Below are 18,871 nucleotides of genomic sequence, written 5' to 3'. Positions count from 1 at the left end.
TTATAATCCGGTCCTATAAAAACCCCAATCATTACTAATACGTAACCAGGCATCCGAAAATACCTATTTTCTCTCCTAAGTCAGATGATACGGTAAGACCAAAAATAGTAATTCCTATCCCGATTAGCACTAATACAATTCCTAATATTGTCATTTTTCTCATATATCACACCTCACAAGGCAATTTTTACTATGCGAACATTACCACAATATTAACATTTGCTTAATTCCTATTGATTCACTCATAAATAGAGTCAGATAAATAAGATTGGGAAGAATATTGATTGCGGTTTTGTATATTATATGAACTCGTCAGTTTACTTTAAGAAGGTTTAATTTATTTAAGAGAGAATAAATAAAATAGATAAAATTATGAAGTGGAGGCTAATATGCAGAAAGTTCTTGGAAAATTAAAAGAAATAGAATCTGGTGAATTAGGAATTATTATTTATTCACCATTAAAACGGGATATTGTTTGTTCTTTAAACAATGAATTATCAGTGCCTCTTGCATCTGCTGCTAAGGTTGTCATTGCCTTTTGTATAGCAAAATTTGTAGAAGAAAAACAATTTAATTGGAAAGATATCGTAGATGATATTCGATTAAATCCAGAAGAGGATAGTAACGTAGTTTACCCTCACTTACAAAATAGAGACAAACTGACACTAGAAGAGGCTGTTGAAGTGATGATAGCCTGTCACGATAGTTTCGCTGCAAATAGAATTGTGCAATTTTGTGGCGGCTGGGGAAAAATAAATAAAAAGATAAAATCCTATTTTCATAAAATTAATATTGCTCAAAATCCAAGGGATTTAGAAAACAACGGAGAATTGAGTCAGTTGTTAGAACTTTTGCTATTAATATTTGAAGGATACAAAACTAATTCTGAATTATGGATTCCAATTATTAATGGTTTAGTTAGACAACGAGGTGAAATAGAAGGTATACCAAGCCATTTCTTAAATCATATGACTGGTGGATTAGATAATGCAGCAATTGATATTGGGATTTTAGGAGAGTTCTCTCAAAATCCATTATTGTATGTTTGGGGTGCAAAGAATTTACCTAATCGTTATACAGATGATCTAGCAGATAAAAAAATAATAGATGCTATTAAACTTCTTTATTATGAGTATTTGAAACAGAAGACTTAGCCATGAAAAGTAAACATTCTTCCTCACCTTCTATTGGTTTTATATGTTGCATAATAACAATGAAAGTAGGTTTTTTCATATGAATATCCGACTTGCTGAGCCAAAAGACATTAAGCAATTAATAAGAATGCGCTGGGATTTTACAATTGAGCACGATGAAAGCAAAAAAATTGAACAAACATCATTCGAAGATTTTGAAAAGGAATGCCAATCCTTTTTAGAAAATGCACTTAATAGTAGCCAATGGTTTATCTGGGTTGCGGAGGATAATGGGAAAATTGTATCCCATATATACATAGAACTAATACAAAAAGTCCCTCGTCCTGGTAGAACAACGCATCCTTTTGCATATATGACAAACGTATATACTGTTAAAGAATATAGAAATAAAGGGATTGGAAGTAAGCTCCTTTCTACCATAAATAAATGGGCAAAAGAAAACCAATATGAATTTATCATCGTATGGCCTAGTGAAGATAGCATTAATTATTATAAGAAAAATGGTTATGTTCATTGTAATGAGCCAATGGAATATTTTCCTTCGTGACTGCCTTGTAAGAGACTCCTCATTTAACTTCATAGTGTAATATAACTATGCTTTTTTCACCCTTTGCTATTGCTTAAATTTTGCTGTTTATTAGTTTAATTTTAAAATACATCCAGTTAAATGATTTTGGAATATTTTTTCATTTCAATCATAAATAGTTAAAAATTTGAGAGGGTGCTTTGATTGAGTGATAAAAAGAAAGAAATAATTAAAACTTGGATATTGATTATCATGATAGTTTGTTTAATTGGTGCGTTTATTTTATTTTTCTTAGGACAATACAAAATAGCTCTTGGCTTAGGTGGAGTGTTTACGACTATAGCTACCTTCATAAGTCAATGGACTCACGATAAAAATGCAGATTATATTTATAGAAATTCGCAGAAAAATAACCATCATAAATGGTAAATTTTCTTTAGGTCCTTAACTTTTTTATAGTGAAAAGTGGTTTAAGGAACTGTAGAGTGATAATAGAGTTGTTCCGTTAAAGGGCCAGATTGTGGGTGCGAAATGTTCCTGACTCAAATGAAATGTGGTCACACAATTTCGGTAAATGTCAGGCAGTTTTAGATTTCTAAAACTGAAGGGTTATGTCGAGGAGTCGAATGAGGATGTAACGCTCTGAAAGGCTCCCCCTGCGTCGAATAGCACGCTGTTTAGTAAGAAAAAGTGTGTTATAAGCTCGGCTAATAGGCGTGAGAATTTACCGTAACAGTCCGGCTAACGAAAACCTACCCGATGGGTGGTGTAAATCATGGTGCTTGTGTTGAACAAATATGGTGAGAATGCAGTGTAAATACAATAAGTGTTTCGAAACTTTTGCACTATGAAGCGTATAAAAATTGCGAAGGAATGTACTTGAACTACGTAGCAGGTTTGAAAGGTAATTCACAAAAAAGGGGGATAAAATGTGGATTTATTATCTTGGATAGCTGTTGGGTTCATCATAATCGGATTTGTTGTTCTTGTTTTTATAACAAGAAATATGGAAAGTAAGATCCATCAAAGTTCAGCCACCCGATCCATAGTTTGGAGGATAGTAGGTACCACTGTATGGGGGATAGTGAGTATCATTCTTATTGTGTGGTGGTTATTTCCTAGATTTTTGTGAAGAATTGTAATTAAACAATCGGGCGCAGATTATGGAATGAAATTAATATTTTTAAAAGCCTGTATCAAGTAATCGGTGTAAGATTTAAGATGGGGAATGTTTTAATGGTCCCTGTTACTGGAGGGGTTTTATGGGAGCAATTCCTTCATTTATTTGTCTAATACTTGTCTTTTTTCATTGGATATTAAGAATAATCATAACTGGAAACATAAAAGAAGAACTTCCAGAGAATGCTAAAGATTTTGACCTATACGGGAAAATAATATTGGCACTTATCGGTATTATCACAATCATTATTTTTATTGTAGTAAATGAAGTTGAAGGGGATGTAATAAAGTGGTTTTGGATGATTTTTATAATATTAGCTTTAGGTTTTCAATCATTTATTGATTGGAAGTATTTAAAGGATTCCCGAAGATATATTGTATCAATTATTGTACTAATTATTGGCGTAGGGTTAGTTAACATACTTTTATGATAATCAATAAACTGGCGCGGCTATTTATAAACGCGTCTTTTCAGTAAGAGGGTTCCCCCCTTCTTGAGGGCAATCCTCTTTTTAATTTCAGATGGTTAATAAAGTCGAAGGAAAATCGTCATTATATTTTTAGAAATAATAAAAAATTGGTAAGACGTACAAACTTGTGTCAAAATCGATATCTATGTTGGTGTATTATCATCCTGACAATAGTCATAGGTAGATTTCCAACGACCATTTTTACATACGTACGTTATATCACCAATACAAGTTGTGTCCCCTTCTCGTCCACATGGGCCTCTATCATCTAAGGAAGAATTTTTTCCAGGGTTCTGTGTATTTGTATATTCTGTTTGATTGTTCAAGTTTTATCACCTCCTGATAACTTTTATCTTCTCAATTTAATTGTGTATTTATTAAGGAAAGAAATGGAGGCAGAACCGTCAGCAGGATGCGGTTAATGTAGCGTAAACTAAAGTACCATTAGTAGAAGGAGAATTCCAAAGGAAGAAGGAATTACTTTTTAGAGGAAATTAAAAAATTGCCTTATCATAATTAGCCATTATAAAACCTTAGGAGGGAGAGTTATATGCCATTAATAGTAGGAGATATAATTACGTTTGAAAGGACTTTTACAGTAAGGGATGTTGAATTATTTACAGAGATTTCAGGTGATGAAGGGATTCATCATATAACCCCAGATGAACAGGGAAGACTTGTCGTTCAAGGGTTATTAACGGCAACTCTACCAACTAAAGTAGGTGGAGATCATAACGTACTGGCCCGTACTATGAATTTCGAGTTTTTAAGACCTGTGTTTACTGGAGATACAATAATTTGTGAAGTTAAAGTTGAAAAATACGAAAGGCAAGAAAATAATAGAACAGCTATTACTGCATCTTTTTTATGTAAAAATCAGAATGAAAAAGAAGTATTAATAGGGGATTTTTCAGGTGTAATACTAGCTGAGGTGCCATTTTTATAGTTTTTCAGATTTTCCATATTCAGCAATTTGGCACGATTGTTAAAGATTGTAGATAGAAAATGATCAACCTAAAAAGAGTGACCTGTCCCAAAGACAAGTCACTCTAAAAAACATTCTTTATTAGAACATTTCAGATGTTGTTTTTGCTTGCATATGAAGCATGATGTAGTCAGGGCCGCCCGCTTTAGAGTCTGTTCCTGACATGTTAAATCCGCCAAATGGCTGGTAGCCTACGATCGCGCCTGTACAGCCGCGGTTGAAGTATAGGTTACCTACATGGAAATCTTCACGTGCTTTTTGGATGTTTTCACGGTTATTTGTGATAACGGCACCTGTTAAGCCGTATTCTGTGTCGTTCGCAATTTCAATCGCATGATCGAAATCTTTTGCTTTTGTGAAGCCGACAACAGGGCCGAAGATTTCTTCCTTCATGATGCGAGCATCTGGTGAAAGGTCAGCGAATACAGTCGGTTTAATGAAGTAGCCTTTAGAATCGTCTCCCTCTCCACCTGTCATAAGCTTTCCTTCTTGCTTACCAATCTCGATATAGCTCATGATTTTATCAAATGCATTTTGGTCAATAACAGTTGCCATGTAATTGTTTTGATCTACTGGATCACCTTGTGTTAATTCTTTTGTTAATTCAACAACACGATTTAACACTTGATCGTATACATCCTCAACGATTACAGCACGAGAACATGCAGAACATTTTTGACCAGAGAAGCCGAATGCAGAAGCAACAATAGAAGTTGCAGCTAATTCAAGATCTGCTTCCTTGTCTACTACGATTGTATCTTTTCCGCCCATTTCTGCGATTAAACGCTTCATCCAAATTTGACCTTCGTTTACTTTGGATGAACGTTCGAAAATGCGTAGACCAACATCACGAGAACCTGTGAAGCTGATAAAACGAGTATCTTTATGGTCAACTAAATAGTCGCCCACTTCAGCACCGCTTCCTGGTACGAAGTTAAGAACGCCTTTTGGCAGACCTGCTTCTTCCATTACTTCAACGAATTTCGCTGCTACAACTGGTGTAGTAGACGCTGGTTTTAATAGAACTGTATTTCCTGCCACGATTGCCGCAACAGTTGTTCCAGCCATGATCGCTAATGGGAAGTTCCAAGGAGAAATGATGATTCCTACTCCTAATGGAATATAGTCATAACGGTTATATTCATTCGGACGGCTGTTTACAGGCACACCGTCTTTTATTTTAAGCATTTGACGTGCGTAGAATTCTAAGAAGTCAATAGCTTCTGCTGTATCTGCATCAGCCTCATTCCATGGCTTCCCTGCTTCTTTTGTTAAAAGGGCAGAGAACTCATGCTTGCGGCGACGGATGATCGCAGCTGCCTTGAATAAAACATCAGCACGTGTTTCTGGCTTCACTTTTTTCCATGTTTTGAAAGCTTCTACAGCCTCTTGCATCGCTTTTTCAGCAAGGTCGCGATTTGCTTTTGATACACGTCCAATGACTTCTGTTTTGTTTGCTGGGTTATAAGAGACGATTTTATCTTCCGTTGAGATACGCTCTCCACCGATTACTAAATCATAATCTTGTCCTAAATAGCCTTCAACTGTTTTCAAACCAGCTAAATAGGCTTGACGATTTTCGTCTAATTTAAAATTAGTAAATGGTTCATGTTTGTAAGGTTGTACCATCTTTTAACGCCTCCATTTATTTACCTATCGTTTTTATTATAACAAATGAACACGCCATGAATGTAAATAACAAAGTAAGTTATTGTTATTTCAGCAAAGCGTTTGCATCCAAAACTCATTCTATCATGTTTTGATTCAAATCTTCAAACATTCAAGAATATTGTTATTCAAAATTTAAGAATATTTTCATTCAAAATTTAAGAAAAACCTGGCATTAGCATATTCACTGCCGCGAATGCCAAGGTTTTCTGCGATCTCATTAGAAGAACTTACCAAAATATTCACTTCAACTTTTAAACGTTCATACACGAAAACTTTGCCTAAAAATATTATTGATAAATATGAACAAATGGTTCACTTTGATCTGCTTTTCGTACAATAAGGGCTTCAGGACCATTTACTGAGGTTATATTAACTTCAATCGAAACATATTCTGGGAAATGCTGCATAATAAGACCTGTTACATATTGTGTAAAGCCGATGCCTTCTGCTTTCCCATAAAATTGAATCGGAATATTAATGGACAGCTCCTGTAATTGTCCATTTGCATAAAAGGCTTTTCCGATCACTCCGTTGAAATTCGGAAAATAAGATTCCACATCCTGTTTAAAGTTTAAAAAGGCTGTTAAATCCTCCCGATGCTGCTTGTCTGCTTCTGTTGATGGAAATTGGACATATTTCTCATCTATTTTTTCCCAGCTTCCTAAGCTAGCACTTCCCTTTGAAGCATTAGCATAAGCAAAGAAATTCCCTGGGACAACAGATGATTTGCTTTGCTGTTCGAATAAAGCTATCGTAATAGGCACTTCTTCTAAACCTTCAATTTTCCTTAATCGCTTTAACACTTCTTCCGCAAGCTTTTTTCCTTCTTTTTCAAGTTCCTTATGGTCAATTTTCGTTTCATAGGTAGGACCATATTGAACCTTTTGATAGTAATAGGTAGAATTCAGTGCAAGTCCAATGACAACCCCTTCTAACTGAACCTTACCTTCATCATTTTTCACTAAATAATTATGCTCTAAAATATGGGCTAAATACTTAGGGGTTTCTTCCTTCCCATTATCAATCGGGTTAAGGCCTAAATTTTCAGCTTCCGAAAGCTTTTTTTCTTTTAATTGTTCAGGTGTTAATTTTCGATTTAACCATGAACGAACCGTATCTTTTTTCAAATACTGGCCCTCTTGAAATATATACTTATCAGGATCATACTCATTTTGAGCCACTCTCATTAGCCCTGTCTCGAATTCATTAATGTCATATTTTGAATTAATGTTTCCCACGACAAGTCCTCTTGACTCACTAGGTTTGAAGGGTAAAACAGTACGGTAATATTTATCTGAAATTTTATAGTTAGGAATGATTGCTTTCTCTTTAGCATCCATCTTACCTTGGACTACTTCTTCCTCTTTATTAAATTTTGGCGCACAACCAGCAAGAAGAAGGCTGAGAGATAGAGCAAGCATCATTATTTTCTTCACGGAATTCCCTCTCTCTTTTAACGTTTTAATCTATTAGTTCTTCGACAAGTCTCTCCTCATTCCAAATGTCGATTCCTAATTCTTGAGCCTTTGTAAGCTTTGACCCTGCATCCTCTCCGGCAATCACAATATCCGTTTTCTTACTGACGCTTCCCGCTATTTTTCCACCTAAAGCCTCGATTCTTTCTTTCGCATCATTTCTAGTCAGTTTTTCTAGCTTTCCCGTTAATACAATCGTTTTTCCGGCAAAAATCGATTCAGCGTTTTCAGCCGAAACAGGCTTAGGCCCCTTGTAAACCATATTTACTCCTGCTGCTTTCAACTCATGAATCAGCTCTTTCACTTCTTCCATTTCAAAAAAAGTGACGATTGAATCGGCCATTTTCTCGCCAATTTCATTAATAGCTGTCAATTGTTCATGAGTAGCAGTATGAAGATTCTCTAAGGTATCGAAAGTTTGCGCTAATGTTTTTGCTGCTTTTTCTCCAACATGTCGGATACCAAGCCCAAATAATAGCTTTTCAAGGGAGTTTTGCTTCGAAGCCTCAATCGCCTCTAGTAAATTGTTAACCGATTTTTCTCCCATGCGTTCTAATTTAATTAATTGCTCGTAAGTGAGCTTATATAAGTCAGCTACATCCTGAATAAGATTTTCAGAAAATAATTGACCAACGACCTTTTCGCCTAAACCGTCAATATTCATGGCATTCCGAGAAACGAAGTGAATGAGGCCTTCACGGATTTGGGCTGGACATTTGGGATTTAAACAGCGTAATGCCACCTCCCCGTCAAGTCGAACAAGATCACTTTCACATTCAGGGCAGTGTGTTGGCATATGAAATTCGACTTCTTCACCCGTTCTTCGGTCTGCAAGTACATTCACAACTTCTGGAATGATATCCCCTGCTTTTTTCACCACAACCTGATCCCCGATTTTTATATCCTTTTCCCGAATGAGATCTTCATTATGAAGGGAAGCGCGCTGAACGGTTGTTCCAGCAACACGGACAGGATCTAGAATGGCTGTTGGCGTAACAACTCCAGTTCTCCCTATGCTTAACTCTATCCCCTTTAAAGTCGTAATGACTTCTTCAGCAGGAAATTTATAAGCAATCGCCCAACGAGGACTTTTCGCTGTTGCTCCAAGCTCTTGCTGCTGATCAAGTGAGTCAACCTTTATTACAATCCCATCAATATCATAGGGTAAATTGGGACGCTCATTGGTCCACTTTTGAACATATTCGATGACTTCTTGAATGTTTTCACACTTTCTTCGTTCCTTATTTGTCTTAAATCCAAGTGTGTCCAAAAAGTCTAGTGCTTCACTATGCGATTCTATTTCCGTTTCGCCTGTATTTGTTATGTTATATAAGAAAATATCAAGATTCCGAGAGGCAGCAATGCGAGGATCTAACTGCCTTAAGGATCCAGCAGCTGCATTTCTTGGATTGGCAAAAACTTCTTCACCCTTCTCCATTCTCTGCTTATTCATTGCCTCAAATGATCGTCTTGGCATAAAGGCTTCTCCACGAACTTCAAGTGTCACTTCCTGCTTCAATCGAAGAGGGATTGAACGAATAGTTCTTAAATTAGCTGTAATATTCTCTCCTGTCGAACCATCACCTCTTGTTGCGCCTAGAACAAATAGACCTTGCTCATAGCGAAGCGAAATAGCCAAACCATCTATTTTCAGTTCACAAACATAGGAAAAGTCATCCCCAACAAGTTGCCTAATACGGCGGTCAAAATCCATTAAGTCCTGTTCGTTAAAGGCATTGCTCAAACTAAGCATTTGAGACTGGTGCTGGACTTTTTCGAACATATCCAGAACTTCTCCACCTACACGCTGTGTTGGTGATTCAAAAGTTTTCAGCTCAGGATATCGCTTTTCTAATTCCGATAGTTCTCTCATTAGCTGGTCATATTCTGCATCCGATACTGACGGCTGATCAAGAACATGGTATTCATAATTATATTGGTTTAGGAGATTTTGCAATTCCTTTACTTTCTTTTCTGCCATTTGAAAGTCCATTTATTCAACCCCCCATTATTATCCTTTTGTTATTGGAGCAAACTTAGCAAGCAATCGTTTAATGCCAACCGGCTTTGGAAAAGCAATATCCAGTTCGATTCCTTCCCCTTCTCCTTTTACACTCACAACCGTACCCGTTCCCCATTTGCCATGTACCGCCTTGTCTCCAACCTTCCAACCAAGTTCATCTCCACCCGTAGTGTTCATAGCTGGTCGAATTACTGGTTTTCTTTGCAGCGGCCTTGAAGATGAAGCGCCGAATGCTGAATTTCCAAAAGGAGAGCCAGATTTTTGTACCGGCTTTAGGCCATCTAATAGATCTTCCGGAATTTCTTTAATAAAACGCGATGGCGCATTCATAGACGTGCGGCCGAATAATGTCCGCATTTGTGCATTGGAAATAAAGAGTTCTTCCTCCGCTCTCGTAATCCCCACATAAGCAAGCCTGCGTTCCTCTTCCATTTCCGCTTCTTCCATTAAGGATCGGCTGTGAGGGAACACCCCTTCCTCTAATCCGATTAAGAAAACGGTAGGAAATTCTAGTCCTTTTGCTGAATGGAGTGTCATTAAGACAATGGCATCCGCCTTTTCTCCGTCTTCATCGAGCTTATCAATATCTGCTACAAGGGCTAAATCCGTTAGAAAAGCAACAAGGCTTTTATCCTCGCTTGCTTCTTCAAAGTTTTTCGTAACAGAAAGGAATTCTTCTAAGTTCTCGAGACGACTTTGCGCTTCAAGCGATTTCTCTGCAATAAGCATTTCACGATAACCAGATTTGTCTAGCAATTCCTCTACTAATTCAGTAACAGAAAGGTATTCCTGCATTTGCGTATAATTTTTGATTAAATCCCTAAAGTCAGCTGCTGCCTTTGTAATTTTAGGACTCAAGCCAATCAATTCAATTGAATCCAAGGCTTGGAACATAGTCATATCATGAAGCATTGCGAAGTTAGCCATTTTATCAATCGACCCTGAACCGATTCCACGCTTCGGTACATTAATAATTCTTTGCAGACTTATATCGTCATCTGGATTCGCAATCAGGCGAAGATAGGCTAGAATATCTTTAATTTCTTTACGGTCATAGAACTTAATGCCGCCGACAATCGAGTACTCAATATTCGATTTCAGAAGCACTTCCTCCATCACACGGGACTGAGCGTTCGTCCGATATAAAATGGCAATGTCAGATAAATTGCGCTTTCCATCTTTTGTGAGTTCTTTAATTTTTCCTACAACAAATTGAGCTTCACCTTGCTCGCTGTCCGCACGGTAGTAAAAAATCTTATTCCCTTCATCATTTTCAGTCCAAAGATTTTTCGGCTTTCTGTTCATATTTCTTGAAATAACCTCATTGGCAGCAAGAAGGATTCTTTTCGTGGAACGGTAATTCTGTTCGAGCAAAATGACTTCAGCATTTGGATAATCTTTTTCAAATGAAAGGATATTCGCAATATCCGCTCCGCGCCAACGATAAATGGACTGATCCGAGTCCCCGACGACACAAAGGTTTCTGAATCGAGCTGCTAAAAGCTTTACTAGCATATACTGCGCTCTGTTCGTATCTTGATATTCATCAACATGGATATACTGAAATTTTCTCTGGTAGTACTCAAGCACTTCCGGAACACGCTGGAATAGCTGAATGGTTATCATAATGAGGTCATCGAAATCCAAAGCTTGGTTTCTTCTTAGCCTTTTTTGATATTCTGTATAGACATCACTTACAACCTGCTGATAATAGTCACCTGATGTCTTTGCATATTCCTCGGGTGTTGTTAGTTCATTTTTGGCAGAGCTAATTGATCCAAGCAATGCACGAGGATCGTATTTTTTCGGGTCTAGATTTTTATCCTTCAAGATCCCTTTAATTACGGATTGCTGATCCGTTGTATCTAGAATCGTAAAATTGCGGTTAAAGCCGATCCTGTCGATATCTCTTCTTAAAATCCGTACACACATCGAGTGAAAGGTTGATATCCAAATCTCCTCTGCAACGCCGCCCATCATCTTTTGGATTCTTTCACGCATCTCCCGTGCAGCTTTATTCGTAAAGGTAATAGCCAAAATATTATAAGGATTGACTCTCTTTTCCACCATCAAATAAGCAATACGATGGGTTAATACTCTTGTTTTTCCACTTCCAGCCCCGGCCATAAGTAAAAGTGGGCCGTCTGTTGCCTTTACGGCTTTTTGCTGTTCTGGATTTAATCCGTTTAATAGCTTATCTGTTAAAAAATTCATTTCTATCCTTCACCACCATACAAACATACGTTCTATTTTAATTATATTATATTTTCATTGATTGTGAAACTAGCCAAATCAACATGTACATTCCACACGTACAAAATGGTGATTTGTCCACGAACGGTGCCTGACACCGTTATAAAATCGTCTCGAGAGCAGCTTCTAGATTATCATAAATAATATTTCCAACAACAATTACGTCCGCATAGGCTGCCATTTCTTTCGCCTGTTCAGCTGTTTCAATTCCCCCGCCATAGAATAATGTTGTATCCTCTAACGTTTTACTTACTTCTGATACCATTTGGGGATCTCCATAATTCCCGCTATATTCTAAATAAAAAATAGGGAGATGAAACATTTTTTCTGCCATCATAGCGTATGCCTTTACATCGTCATAAGTTAAATTTGCATTTGCATTCGTTAGCTTAGCTGCTTTACAGTCTTCATTAAGAATACAATAGCCTTGAACAAGAATTTCTTCCCAGTTCATAATTTCTCCGTATTCTTTCACTGCCTCATGATGAAGTCCTGTCAGCCATTTTGTCTCACTGCTATTTAAAACCGTCGGAATAAAATATAGATCAAAGCCAGGTGTGATCGATTCAATAGATGACACCTCTAAGACACATGGAACTGTATATCGGCGGATACGCATCATTAAATCAAGCACTTTATCCAATGTAACCCCATCTGTTCCACCGACGATAATCGCGTCCGTTCCCGACTCACAAACTTTTTCTAAATCATCATCCGAAATATATTTATCTGGATCGAGCTTAAACACATGGCGCCACTCGTGAACATCGTACATCCATACTTCCCCCATTCTATCATTCCATTTCATCATTATAACACTTGTGAAATGAATCAAAAAGTAATGCGAAGAGTCTCTTAATTAGAAAAAAAATCCGTACCTTCTCTCACTTTTTTTTATAAAAATAAGTTATTGTCCACTATTCTATTTTATTGTCTGAGTTCACCATTTGCATATTAGAAAAACTTGGCGTTCGCCATGTCCTTTTTGGCGAACGCCTTAGTTTTTCTTATGCGATCTTTTAAGCAGATATTTAATTGAACATGCACTTTACTTTAGAACGTTAATTAACTGAAATTTTCTTATTAGCGAAAAAAGCCGCAGGCAATCTTTACCTGCAGCTTGATAATTTCAATTAGGTTGATCTTTTATTTTGCTTCGTCTTCTTTAATTCGTTCTAATGCCATTTCATAAGCATCGTTTCCATAATTAAGGCAGCGCTTTACACGAGAAATTGTAGCAGTACTTGCACCTGTTTCTGTTTCAATTTTATGATAGGTTTTACCTTCTCGAAGCATACGAGCAACCTCAAGCCTCTGTGCAAGTGATTGAATTTCATTAACTGTACAAAGATCATCAAAAAAACGATAGCACTCTTCTAAATCTTTTAAAGACAAAACAGATTTAAACAACTGATCGAGTTCTTTACCTCTTAATTTATCAATTTGCATATATTCATGCTCCTTTAATTGTATATTCTATTCTTTTACATCGAATGAAATGCTTTGCTCTAATCCTGGGGTGGATGGAATAATATTTATCCAAGTTCTCCCCGGTACAAGTCCAACCTTATTCCCCTTTAATACTGGCAGAATTTTTCCGTCTATATTCTCCCACTCTACTTCATTCCATTTCCCCTTCTGTATCAGATAACCCTTGCCTCCAGAGGTTAGGTTAATGGATCTGCGGCCTACGTTATCAATCACTCTATGCTCCGCTTCAACAATGAAAATATTATCCAGCAGCAATGGTTCACCAGATTCATGATCTGCTGTTAATTCACCATTCGAATACCTCTTATACTTTTCTAAAGCTTCATCGTATTCATAAATAGAATTAAATATACTATTGTTAAAATAGGTGACCATCACTGATTTTGCTTCTTCACCATTTATTTCCTCTACTTCTTTCTTATTCAAAAAAGTAAGGGACGAAGGAGGCTTGTCCATCTCATATTTTCTTTGCTCCGCTCCCTTGAGCACATTTTCAAAAGAAATATAAGAATTATGTGGAGCTTTACGGTCGCTGGCCCGTTTAAATAGAGTTCCATCATAGTTCATACCATTTAAGTTATCAATATAGCCTTTATCGATCAGCGCCTTCGCATCAGGACTATACCCATGGGCAATATAAAGACTATCAAAACCTTTCGCCAGCTCCATATAATAATCCCTTGCACTTCTTACTGGCCCAATTTTCTTTGGCTCTTCACTTTGAAAAATAGCAAGAAAACGAGTAACATCACCTTCTGCTAGTAATTCATAGACAATGTCAGCTTGATTCAGTCCCGATTGTGGACGGGCTTTTGGATGGTTATTAATCATGACAGCAACTGAACGGCCACTCGCTTGTTCCTCTGTTCCAAGTCCTGTTAGTGGAAAATGAAAAGGTAACTCCTTCTCTTCTGAAACCTCTTTCATGCCCTCTTCCGCAGTCTGATCTTGAGTATCTTCTTTATCGACGTTCGATTGATCATTTTTACTGCATCCTGCTGCTAATAGCATTGTTACTATGAGAGCAGCCATCCATTTTTTAGACATAAAGACACCCCAGTATAATTAAGTTTAGGATTATCATAAATCTTTCGCTAGTTCATGGATGTACTTTATTGGTTTTCCTTTTATATTTTAACGCATTATCGTTGGAAAGAGTACTGTTTTATTCATCACATCATATATTCCTTGCTGTGTAACCCGAATATACGGCAAATGGGTAGACGAGAAGAACAGAAGTGAATAAATAGGATCTGCATGCTTATAGCCTTTTTCTCTTAAATAATGACGAAGTTCATTTTCCTTTTTAATGATACTTTCTACCTTTTCATCTGACATGACACCTAGAATATTTAGCGGAATTTCCTGAACGATGCTGCCATTTTCAGAAACTGTTATTCCCCCGCCTATTTCTTTCATACGATGAAAAGCATTAATCATATCACCCTTGTTTTTTCCGATTAAAATGAAATCACCAGTATTTGAAAAAGAACTAGCAAATCCATCTAAATCAGTTGCGAAGCCTTTTAGCAAAGTATTAATTCTCCATTTCCCATGTCGATCTACAAGCATAAAAAAACATTCATCATGAGAAGTGGATAATTGATCAACGGATACATCAATCGAAATCGAATAAGGCTTCATAATTACTGTATTCTCCATTTTGATTCCAAACGGCATGGAGTATTGTAAGTCATCTTGATCAAGTTCCCAGTTAATTTGTAAAGGTTCGAAGCCTTCATCCTTCCAAGACAAGGGCTTAATGTCCTCTTCTATTGGCTTTCCATCCCTCTTAACCCATTTTCCTTTCGCCAATACCGAAATTGGGGTCGGATTTGTTTCGTCAGTAAGAAAATTGATATTAGCAATTCTTCCTGTCGCGATGTTCCCATGTAAATATTCAATATTATAATGACGAGCTATATTAATCGTTCCCATATTATACGCATCCATAATAGGAACGCCCTTATCAATGGCGATTCGAATCATTTGATCGATCATTCCCTGTTCGTAAAAGGAAGGAGAGGACCCATCGGTTGTAAAGATCATTTGATCATAATGATTAATGCCCATCTGATGCATTTCTTCTAATAAAATCGGCAAATCAGGACGGATGGATGAATATCTAAGAGAAACCGTATATCCTTGCATTAAACGATTATAGACATCCTTTCCTGTCATGGCTTCATGATCACAATCGGCACCTAGCAGCATTAATTTCGCTAATGTTTTTTCAGATGCACCTGGGAAGTGTCCCTCAATTTTCTTTCGCATTCGCTTAGCTTCCTGAATCCAGTGCAGCATTAAATCATCGCCATCTAGCAGCTTCGGCCAGCCTGTTAATTCTCCGCCCTGCAAAACAGCATCATGCTCTAGCCATGATTTTACATTGCCATGAGAGAAGATCAATTCTTCATTATGTATTTCTGTTTGTGCATCAAATCGGCACCACCAATACATAGTTGAAGGAATATTCCGCATTTCCCTCAGGAAAGAAAACGCTTTCTTTTTATCCAGCTGTAAAGCAAGCATTAAATTATCATTAATCAAAGTTGTAGTACCAAATTGAGATGCATAGCTGGCTAACGTATGGGGATTATATAATTGAAACGGATGGGCATGGGGCTCAATATATCCTGGAACAAGCACTAAGCCATCACAATCCATGATTTCGCATTGATCTATGTTCTCAGGTAACATCTCACCTACATAGACAATGCGATCATTGTATATCCAAATATTCGCATGTTTCCACTTGCGAAATGCGTGATTTAGATATCGAGCGTTTTTAAGTAATAATGTCGGTGATAGTTTGCCATCCAATATGGAAACATGATCACGCAAGTGCTTATTTTTCCAACGATAACGCTGTTCCAGCACTAGAATCCCTCCCTCTGTTTTTATTTAGACTTTGTTGTTTATGTATTCTAATTTATGAAAGAAAGCCCTTTCATTTCTTAATAATATTATCACACGTCGCAATTTAACGCATTAAAGAAATAGAAATGTTTGTATAATTTTTTGGAAAGTGGGGTAAGTGTAATGAATTGTAAAACGAATATCGGCAACGTTAATGCATTGATCCGAATTACGATCGGACTCACAGTCCTTTCATGCTCAACTGCAAGACTTGTAACTAGGCCTTGGCGTCAATCAAACTTACTATTCGCAATCCTCGGAGCAATGAAGGTTGCAGAGGGTATTGTTCGATATTGCCCAGTTACTGCCCTTTTTCAATGTGGACAAGAACAATTGAATAAAGAAAGACAGGATATAGTAGGGAATAAGGAACTCGAAGAAATGATTCCATATAATCCAACTTAAATGACCTCTTTACGGCGGATATCTGTCATAAGTGGTCTTATAAACACTCTTTGTGACCACTTTTCTTTGGATATCTGTCATAAGTGGTCTCATAAACGCTCTTTGTGACCTCTTTTCTTCGGAATCCTGTCATAAGCGGTCTCATAAACGCTCTTTGTGACCTCTTTTCTTCGGATACCTGTCATAAGTGGTCTCATAAATACTCTTTGTGACCACTTTTCTTTGGATACCTGTCATAAGTGGTCTCATAAACGCGCTTTGTGACCACTTTTCTTTGGATACCTGTCATAAGTGGTCTCATAAACACTCTTTGTGACCACTTTTCTTTGGATACCTGTCATAAGTGGTCTCATAAACGCTCTTTGTGACCACTTTTCTTTGGAAGCCTGTCATAAGTGGTCTCATAAACGCTCTTTGTGACCACTTTTCTTTGGAAGCCTGTCATAAGTGGTCTCATAAACGCTCTTTGTGACCACTTTTCTTTGGAAGCCTGTCATAAGTGGTCTCATAAACGCTCTTTGTGACCACTTTTCTTTGGAAGCCTGTCATAAGTGGTCTCATCTCTCATGAGCCATAAATTAAAAATAAGCTAGACGCTTCTCCAGCTCAAAAAAGCTTAAAAAAGAAAGCCCCCAATTATGGAGGCTGAATATAAAGGAGTTGCCATATATGTTTATTGAATATTTAACAGATATGTCCTTTGTTTTAATTGCTTTAATCGGAGGCATCGTCGCTTTACTTTTTGTGTATATGCGAAAGTCTAAGAAAAAACGTGCGAGATAGCCTTATATCCTATATCCTTACGATAAAAAATACCTTCACAATGAAGTTTGTTTAATTGCAAGTAAACCTTTTCTTGAGCTTCCTTTAAGGATTTAGCTTTTGCAGCTACTAGAAGAACTCGACCACCGTTTGTCGTATATTCCCCGGAACTATTTTTGTCAGTGCCGGCATGGAAAACGAAAGCAGCGTCATCGCTTAAGTCTTGTAGTCCAGCTAAAATAGCACCTTTTTTATATTCTTCTGGGTATCCGACTGAAGCGGCAACGACTCCCAACATGGCTTGTTCATCCCAAACGATGTCAGGTGATTCTCCATTAATAAGTGATAACATGACTTGAGCTAAATCTGATTTCATTCTTGGCAGAACGACCTGCGTTTCAGGATCGCCAAATCGAGCATTAAACTCAATGACTTTAGGACCGGCTTCTGTAATAATAAGACCCGCATATAAAACACCGCAAAATGATCTTCCTTCTTGAACAAGGGCTTTTGCAGTCGGCTTTAATATGTTCTCAACAGCATCCTTTACGATGTCACGGCTAATATGAGGAACAGGAGAATATGCCCCCATGCCGCCCGTGTTCGGACCTTTATCACCATCATAGGCTCTTTTATGGTCTTGAGCTATTTCGAGTGGAATAACTGTTTCACCATTTACAAAAGCCATCAAGGATATTTCCTCACCTGTCAAAAACTCCTCTAATACAACCGTTGAAGACGCATCACCAAATCGCTCATTTAACAGCATTTCTTCTAAGCCTGCTCTTGCCTCTTCGATGGTCATCGCGACTGTAACCCCTTTTCCTGCCGCAAGCCCATCTGCTTTAATGACAATTGGTGCTCCCTTTTCTTCTAAATATGCTTTTGCTTCCTCGTAAGTAGAAAAAACAGCATACTCAGCAGTTGGAATATTGTATTTTTTCATTAAATCCTTCGCAAAGGATTTGCTTCCTTCAATTAAGGCAGCTTCCTTTTTTGGACCAAAAACGGTTAGTCCTTCTTCCTGAAAACGATCAGATAACCCTTCAAGAAGAGGTACTTCCGGTCCAATTACAGTTAAGCCAATTTCATTTTCCTTAGCGAAATGAACAAGCTTATCCTGTTCATTCTCCATTATTTCTACAAGCTTTGCGACATCGTCCATTCCTGCATTGCCCGGTGCTGCGAATACTTTTTCAACGGACGGACTTTCAGAAAGCTTTCTGCAAATTGCGTGCTCACGGCCGCCTCTTCCTATGACTAATACATTCATTTAAAACAACCTCCACAAGGTTTTTCTAAGCTAATAGGAAAGTTCAAATTTATTAACGTACTAAAGTGATGTCAATTTTCTATTAGATTCCCTGCAAACAATATCGCATAAGCAAAACTAAGGCATTCACCAAAAAGGAATTGGCGAATGCCAAGTTTTTCTAAGCTAATAGGAAATTTTAAGTTTATTAAAGTCTAAGGTAAAGTGTGTTTTTAATTAAATATCTGCTAATAAGATCGCATAAGAAAAACTAAGACATTCGCCAAAAAAGACTTGGCGAACGCC

Annotated in this window: 18 protein-coding genes; 7 read left to right on the top strand and 11 right to left on the bottom strand. The window is 37.4% G+C overall.

All coding sequences use genetic code 11. The annotated features are described in order from the left end of the window. Positions 1–34 precede the first annotated feature (34 nt). Complete coding sequence (locus tag FSZ17_RS23870; RefSeq protein ID WP_267128895.1) at positions 35–163, bottom strand: hypothetical protein; 129 nt, start codon at positions 161–163, stop codon at positions 35–37. A 226-nt stretch (positions 164–389) separates the two neighbouring features. Between FSZ17_RS23870 and FSZ17_RS03855 the strand changes: the two genes are divergently transcribed. From FSZ17_RS03855 to FSZ17_RS03835, 4 genes are all read left to right on the top strand, one after another. Continuing rightward, positions 390–1,154: a serine hydrolase gene (locus FSZ17_RS03855; protein ID WP_057775755.1), complete on the top strand. Its 765-nt coding sequence runs from the start codon at positions 390–392 to the stop codon at positions 1,152–1,154. A gap of 79 nt (positions 1,155–1,233) precedes the next feature. Beyond that, entirely contained in the window at positions 1,234–1,701 is a 468-nt protein-coding gene (locus tag FSZ17_RS03850) for a GNAT family N-acetyltransferase (RefSeq protein ID WP_057775754.1), read from the top strand. Between the two features lie 183 nt (positions 1,702–1,884). Continuing rightward, positions 1,885–2,109: a hypothetical protein gene (locus tag FSZ17_RS03845; protein WP_057775753.1), complete on the top strand. Its 225-nt coding sequence runs from the start codon at positions 1,885–1,887 to the stop codon at positions 2,107–2,109. Between the two features lie 833 nt (positions 2,110–2,942). Further along, positions 2,943–3,290 (top strand): DUF4181 domain-containing protein, encoded by a 348-nt coding sequence (locus FSZ17_RS03835; RefSeq protein WP_057775751.1) that lies wholly within the window; start codon positions 2,943–2,945, stop codon positions 3,288–3,290. A gap of 182 nt (positions 3,291–3,472) precedes the next feature. On the opposite strand, the gene FSZ17_RS03830 is transcribed toward FSZ17_RS03835, so the two are convergent. Then, positions 3,473–3,655 (bottom strand): hypothetical protein, encoded by a 183-nt coding sequence (locus FSZ17_RS03830; protein ID WP_057775750.1) that lies wholly within the window; start codon positions 3,653–3,655, stop codon positions 3,473–3,475. 224 nt (positions 3,656–3,879) lie between these two features. On the opposite strand from FSZ17_RS03830, the gene FSZ17_RS03825 reads away from it, so the two are divergent. Then, complete coding sequence (locus FSZ17_RS03825; RefSeq protein ID WP_057775749.1) at positions 3,880–4,275, top strand: hotdog domain-containing protein; 396 nt, start codon at positions 3,880–3,882, stop codon at positions 4,273–4,275. A 120-nt stretch (positions 4,276–4,395) separates the two neighbouring features. Here FSZ17_RS03825 and pruA read toward each other — a convergent pair whose 3' ends face one another. The 8 genes from pruA to FSZ17_RS03785 all read right to left on the bottom strand — a co-directional run bounded on the left by pruA (position 4,396) and on the right by FSZ17_RS03785 (position 16,107). Next, on the bottom strand, positions 4,396–5,943 hold the full coding sequence (gene pruA / locus FSZ17_RS03820; protein WP_146846370.1) for an L-glutamate gamma-semialdehyde dehydrogenase: 1,548 nt from the start codon (positions 5,941–5,943) through the stop codon (positions 4,396–4,398). Positions 5,944–6,272: 329 nt separating this feature from the next. Further along, positions 6,273–7,421: a CamS family sex pheromone protein gene (locus FSZ17_RS03815; RefSeq protein ID WP_057776968.1), complete on the bottom strand. Its 1,149-nt coding sequence runs from the start codon at positions 7,419–7,421 to the stop codon at positions 6,273–6,275. Positions 7,422–7,446: 25 nt separating this feature from the next. Further along, positions 7,447–9,453 (bottom strand): NAD-dependent DNA ligase LigA, encoded by a 2,007-nt coding sequence (gene ligA, locus FSZ17_RS03810; RefSeq protein ID WP_057776967.1) that lies wholly within the window; start codon positions 9,451–9,453, stop codon positions 7,447–7,449. Between the two features lie 18 nt (positions 9,454–9,471). After that, a complete protein-coding gene (gene pcrA, locus FSZ17_RS03805) occupies positions 9,472–11,697 on the bottom strand; it encodes a DNA helicase PcrA (protein ID WP_057776966.1) in 2,226 nt (741 codons plus the stop codon). A gap of 139 nt (positions 11,698–11,836) precedes the next feature. Then, positions 11,837–12,511, bottom strand: coding sequence for a heptaprenylglyceryl phosphate synthase (gene pcrB, locus FSZ17_RS03800; protein WP_057776965.1), 675 nt, complete (start codon positions 12,509–12,511; stop codon positions 11,837–11,839). A 371-nt stretch (positions 12,512–12,882) separates the two neighbouring features. Further along, positions 12,883–13,185, bottom strand: a complete 303-nt coding sequence (locus FSZ17_RS03795; protein ID WP_057776964.1) for a YerC/YecD family TrpR-related protein — start codon at positions 13,183–13,185, stop codon at positions 12,883–12,885. A 27-nt stretch (positions 13,186–13,212) separates the two neighbouring features. Then, a complete protein-coding gene (locus tag FSZ17_RS03790; protein WP_057776963.1) occupies positions 13,213–14,274 on the bottom strand; it encodes a DUF3048 domain-containing protein in 1,062 nt (353 codons plus the stop codon). Positions 14,275–14,361: 87 nt separating this feature from the next. Beyond that, positions 14,362–16,107: an adenine deaminase C-terminal domain-containing protein gene (locus tag FSZ17_RS03785; RefSeq protein ID WP_082625464.1), complete on the bottom strand. Its 1,746-nt coding sequence runs from the start codon at positions 16,105–16,107 to the stop codon at positions 14,362–14,364. A 162-nt stretch (positions 16,108–16,269) separates the two neighbouring features. On the opposite strand from FSZ17_RS03785, the gene FSZ17_RS03780 reads away from it, so the two are divergent. Together FSZ17_RS03780 and FSZ17_RS24075 are read left to right on the top strand one after the other, a co-directional pair. Further along, complete coding sequence (locus FSZ17_RS03780) at positions 16,270–16,551, top strand: YgaP family membrane protein (RefSeq protein ID WP_057776961.1); 282 nt, start codon at positions 16,270–16,272, stop codon at positions 16,549–16,551. Between the two features lie 669 nt (positions 16,552–17,220). Continuing rightward, entirely contained in the window at positions 17,221–17,334 is a 114-nt protein-coding gene (locus FSZ17_RS24075; RefSeq protein WP_407643422.1) for an EYxxD motif small membrane protein, read from the top strand. Here the strand turns inward: FSZ17_RS24075 and purD are convergent. Further along, the gene (gene purD, locus FSZ17_RS03775; RefSeq protein ID WP_057776928.1) at positions 17,312–18,586 is read right to left on the bottom strand and encodes a phosphoribosylamine--glycine ligase; all 1,275 of its coding nucleotides are present in this window, start codon (positions 18,584–18,586) and stop codon (positions 17,312–17,314) included. The two genes, FSZ17_RS24075 and purD, sit on opposite strands and share 23 nt — an antisense overlap. Between the last annotated feature and the right edge of the window lie 285 nt (positions 18,587–18,871).

The sequence above is a fragment of the Cytobacillus dafuensis genome (assembly GCF_007995155.1).
In the GTDB taxonomy this organism is placed as follows: domain Bacteria; phylum Bacillota; class Bacilli; order Bacillales; family Cytobacillaceae; genus Cytobacillus; species Cytobacillus dafuensis.
The sequence above is the reverse complement of the archived record's forward strand: the minus strand, read 5'-3'. Positions and strand labels throughout refer to the sequence as shown.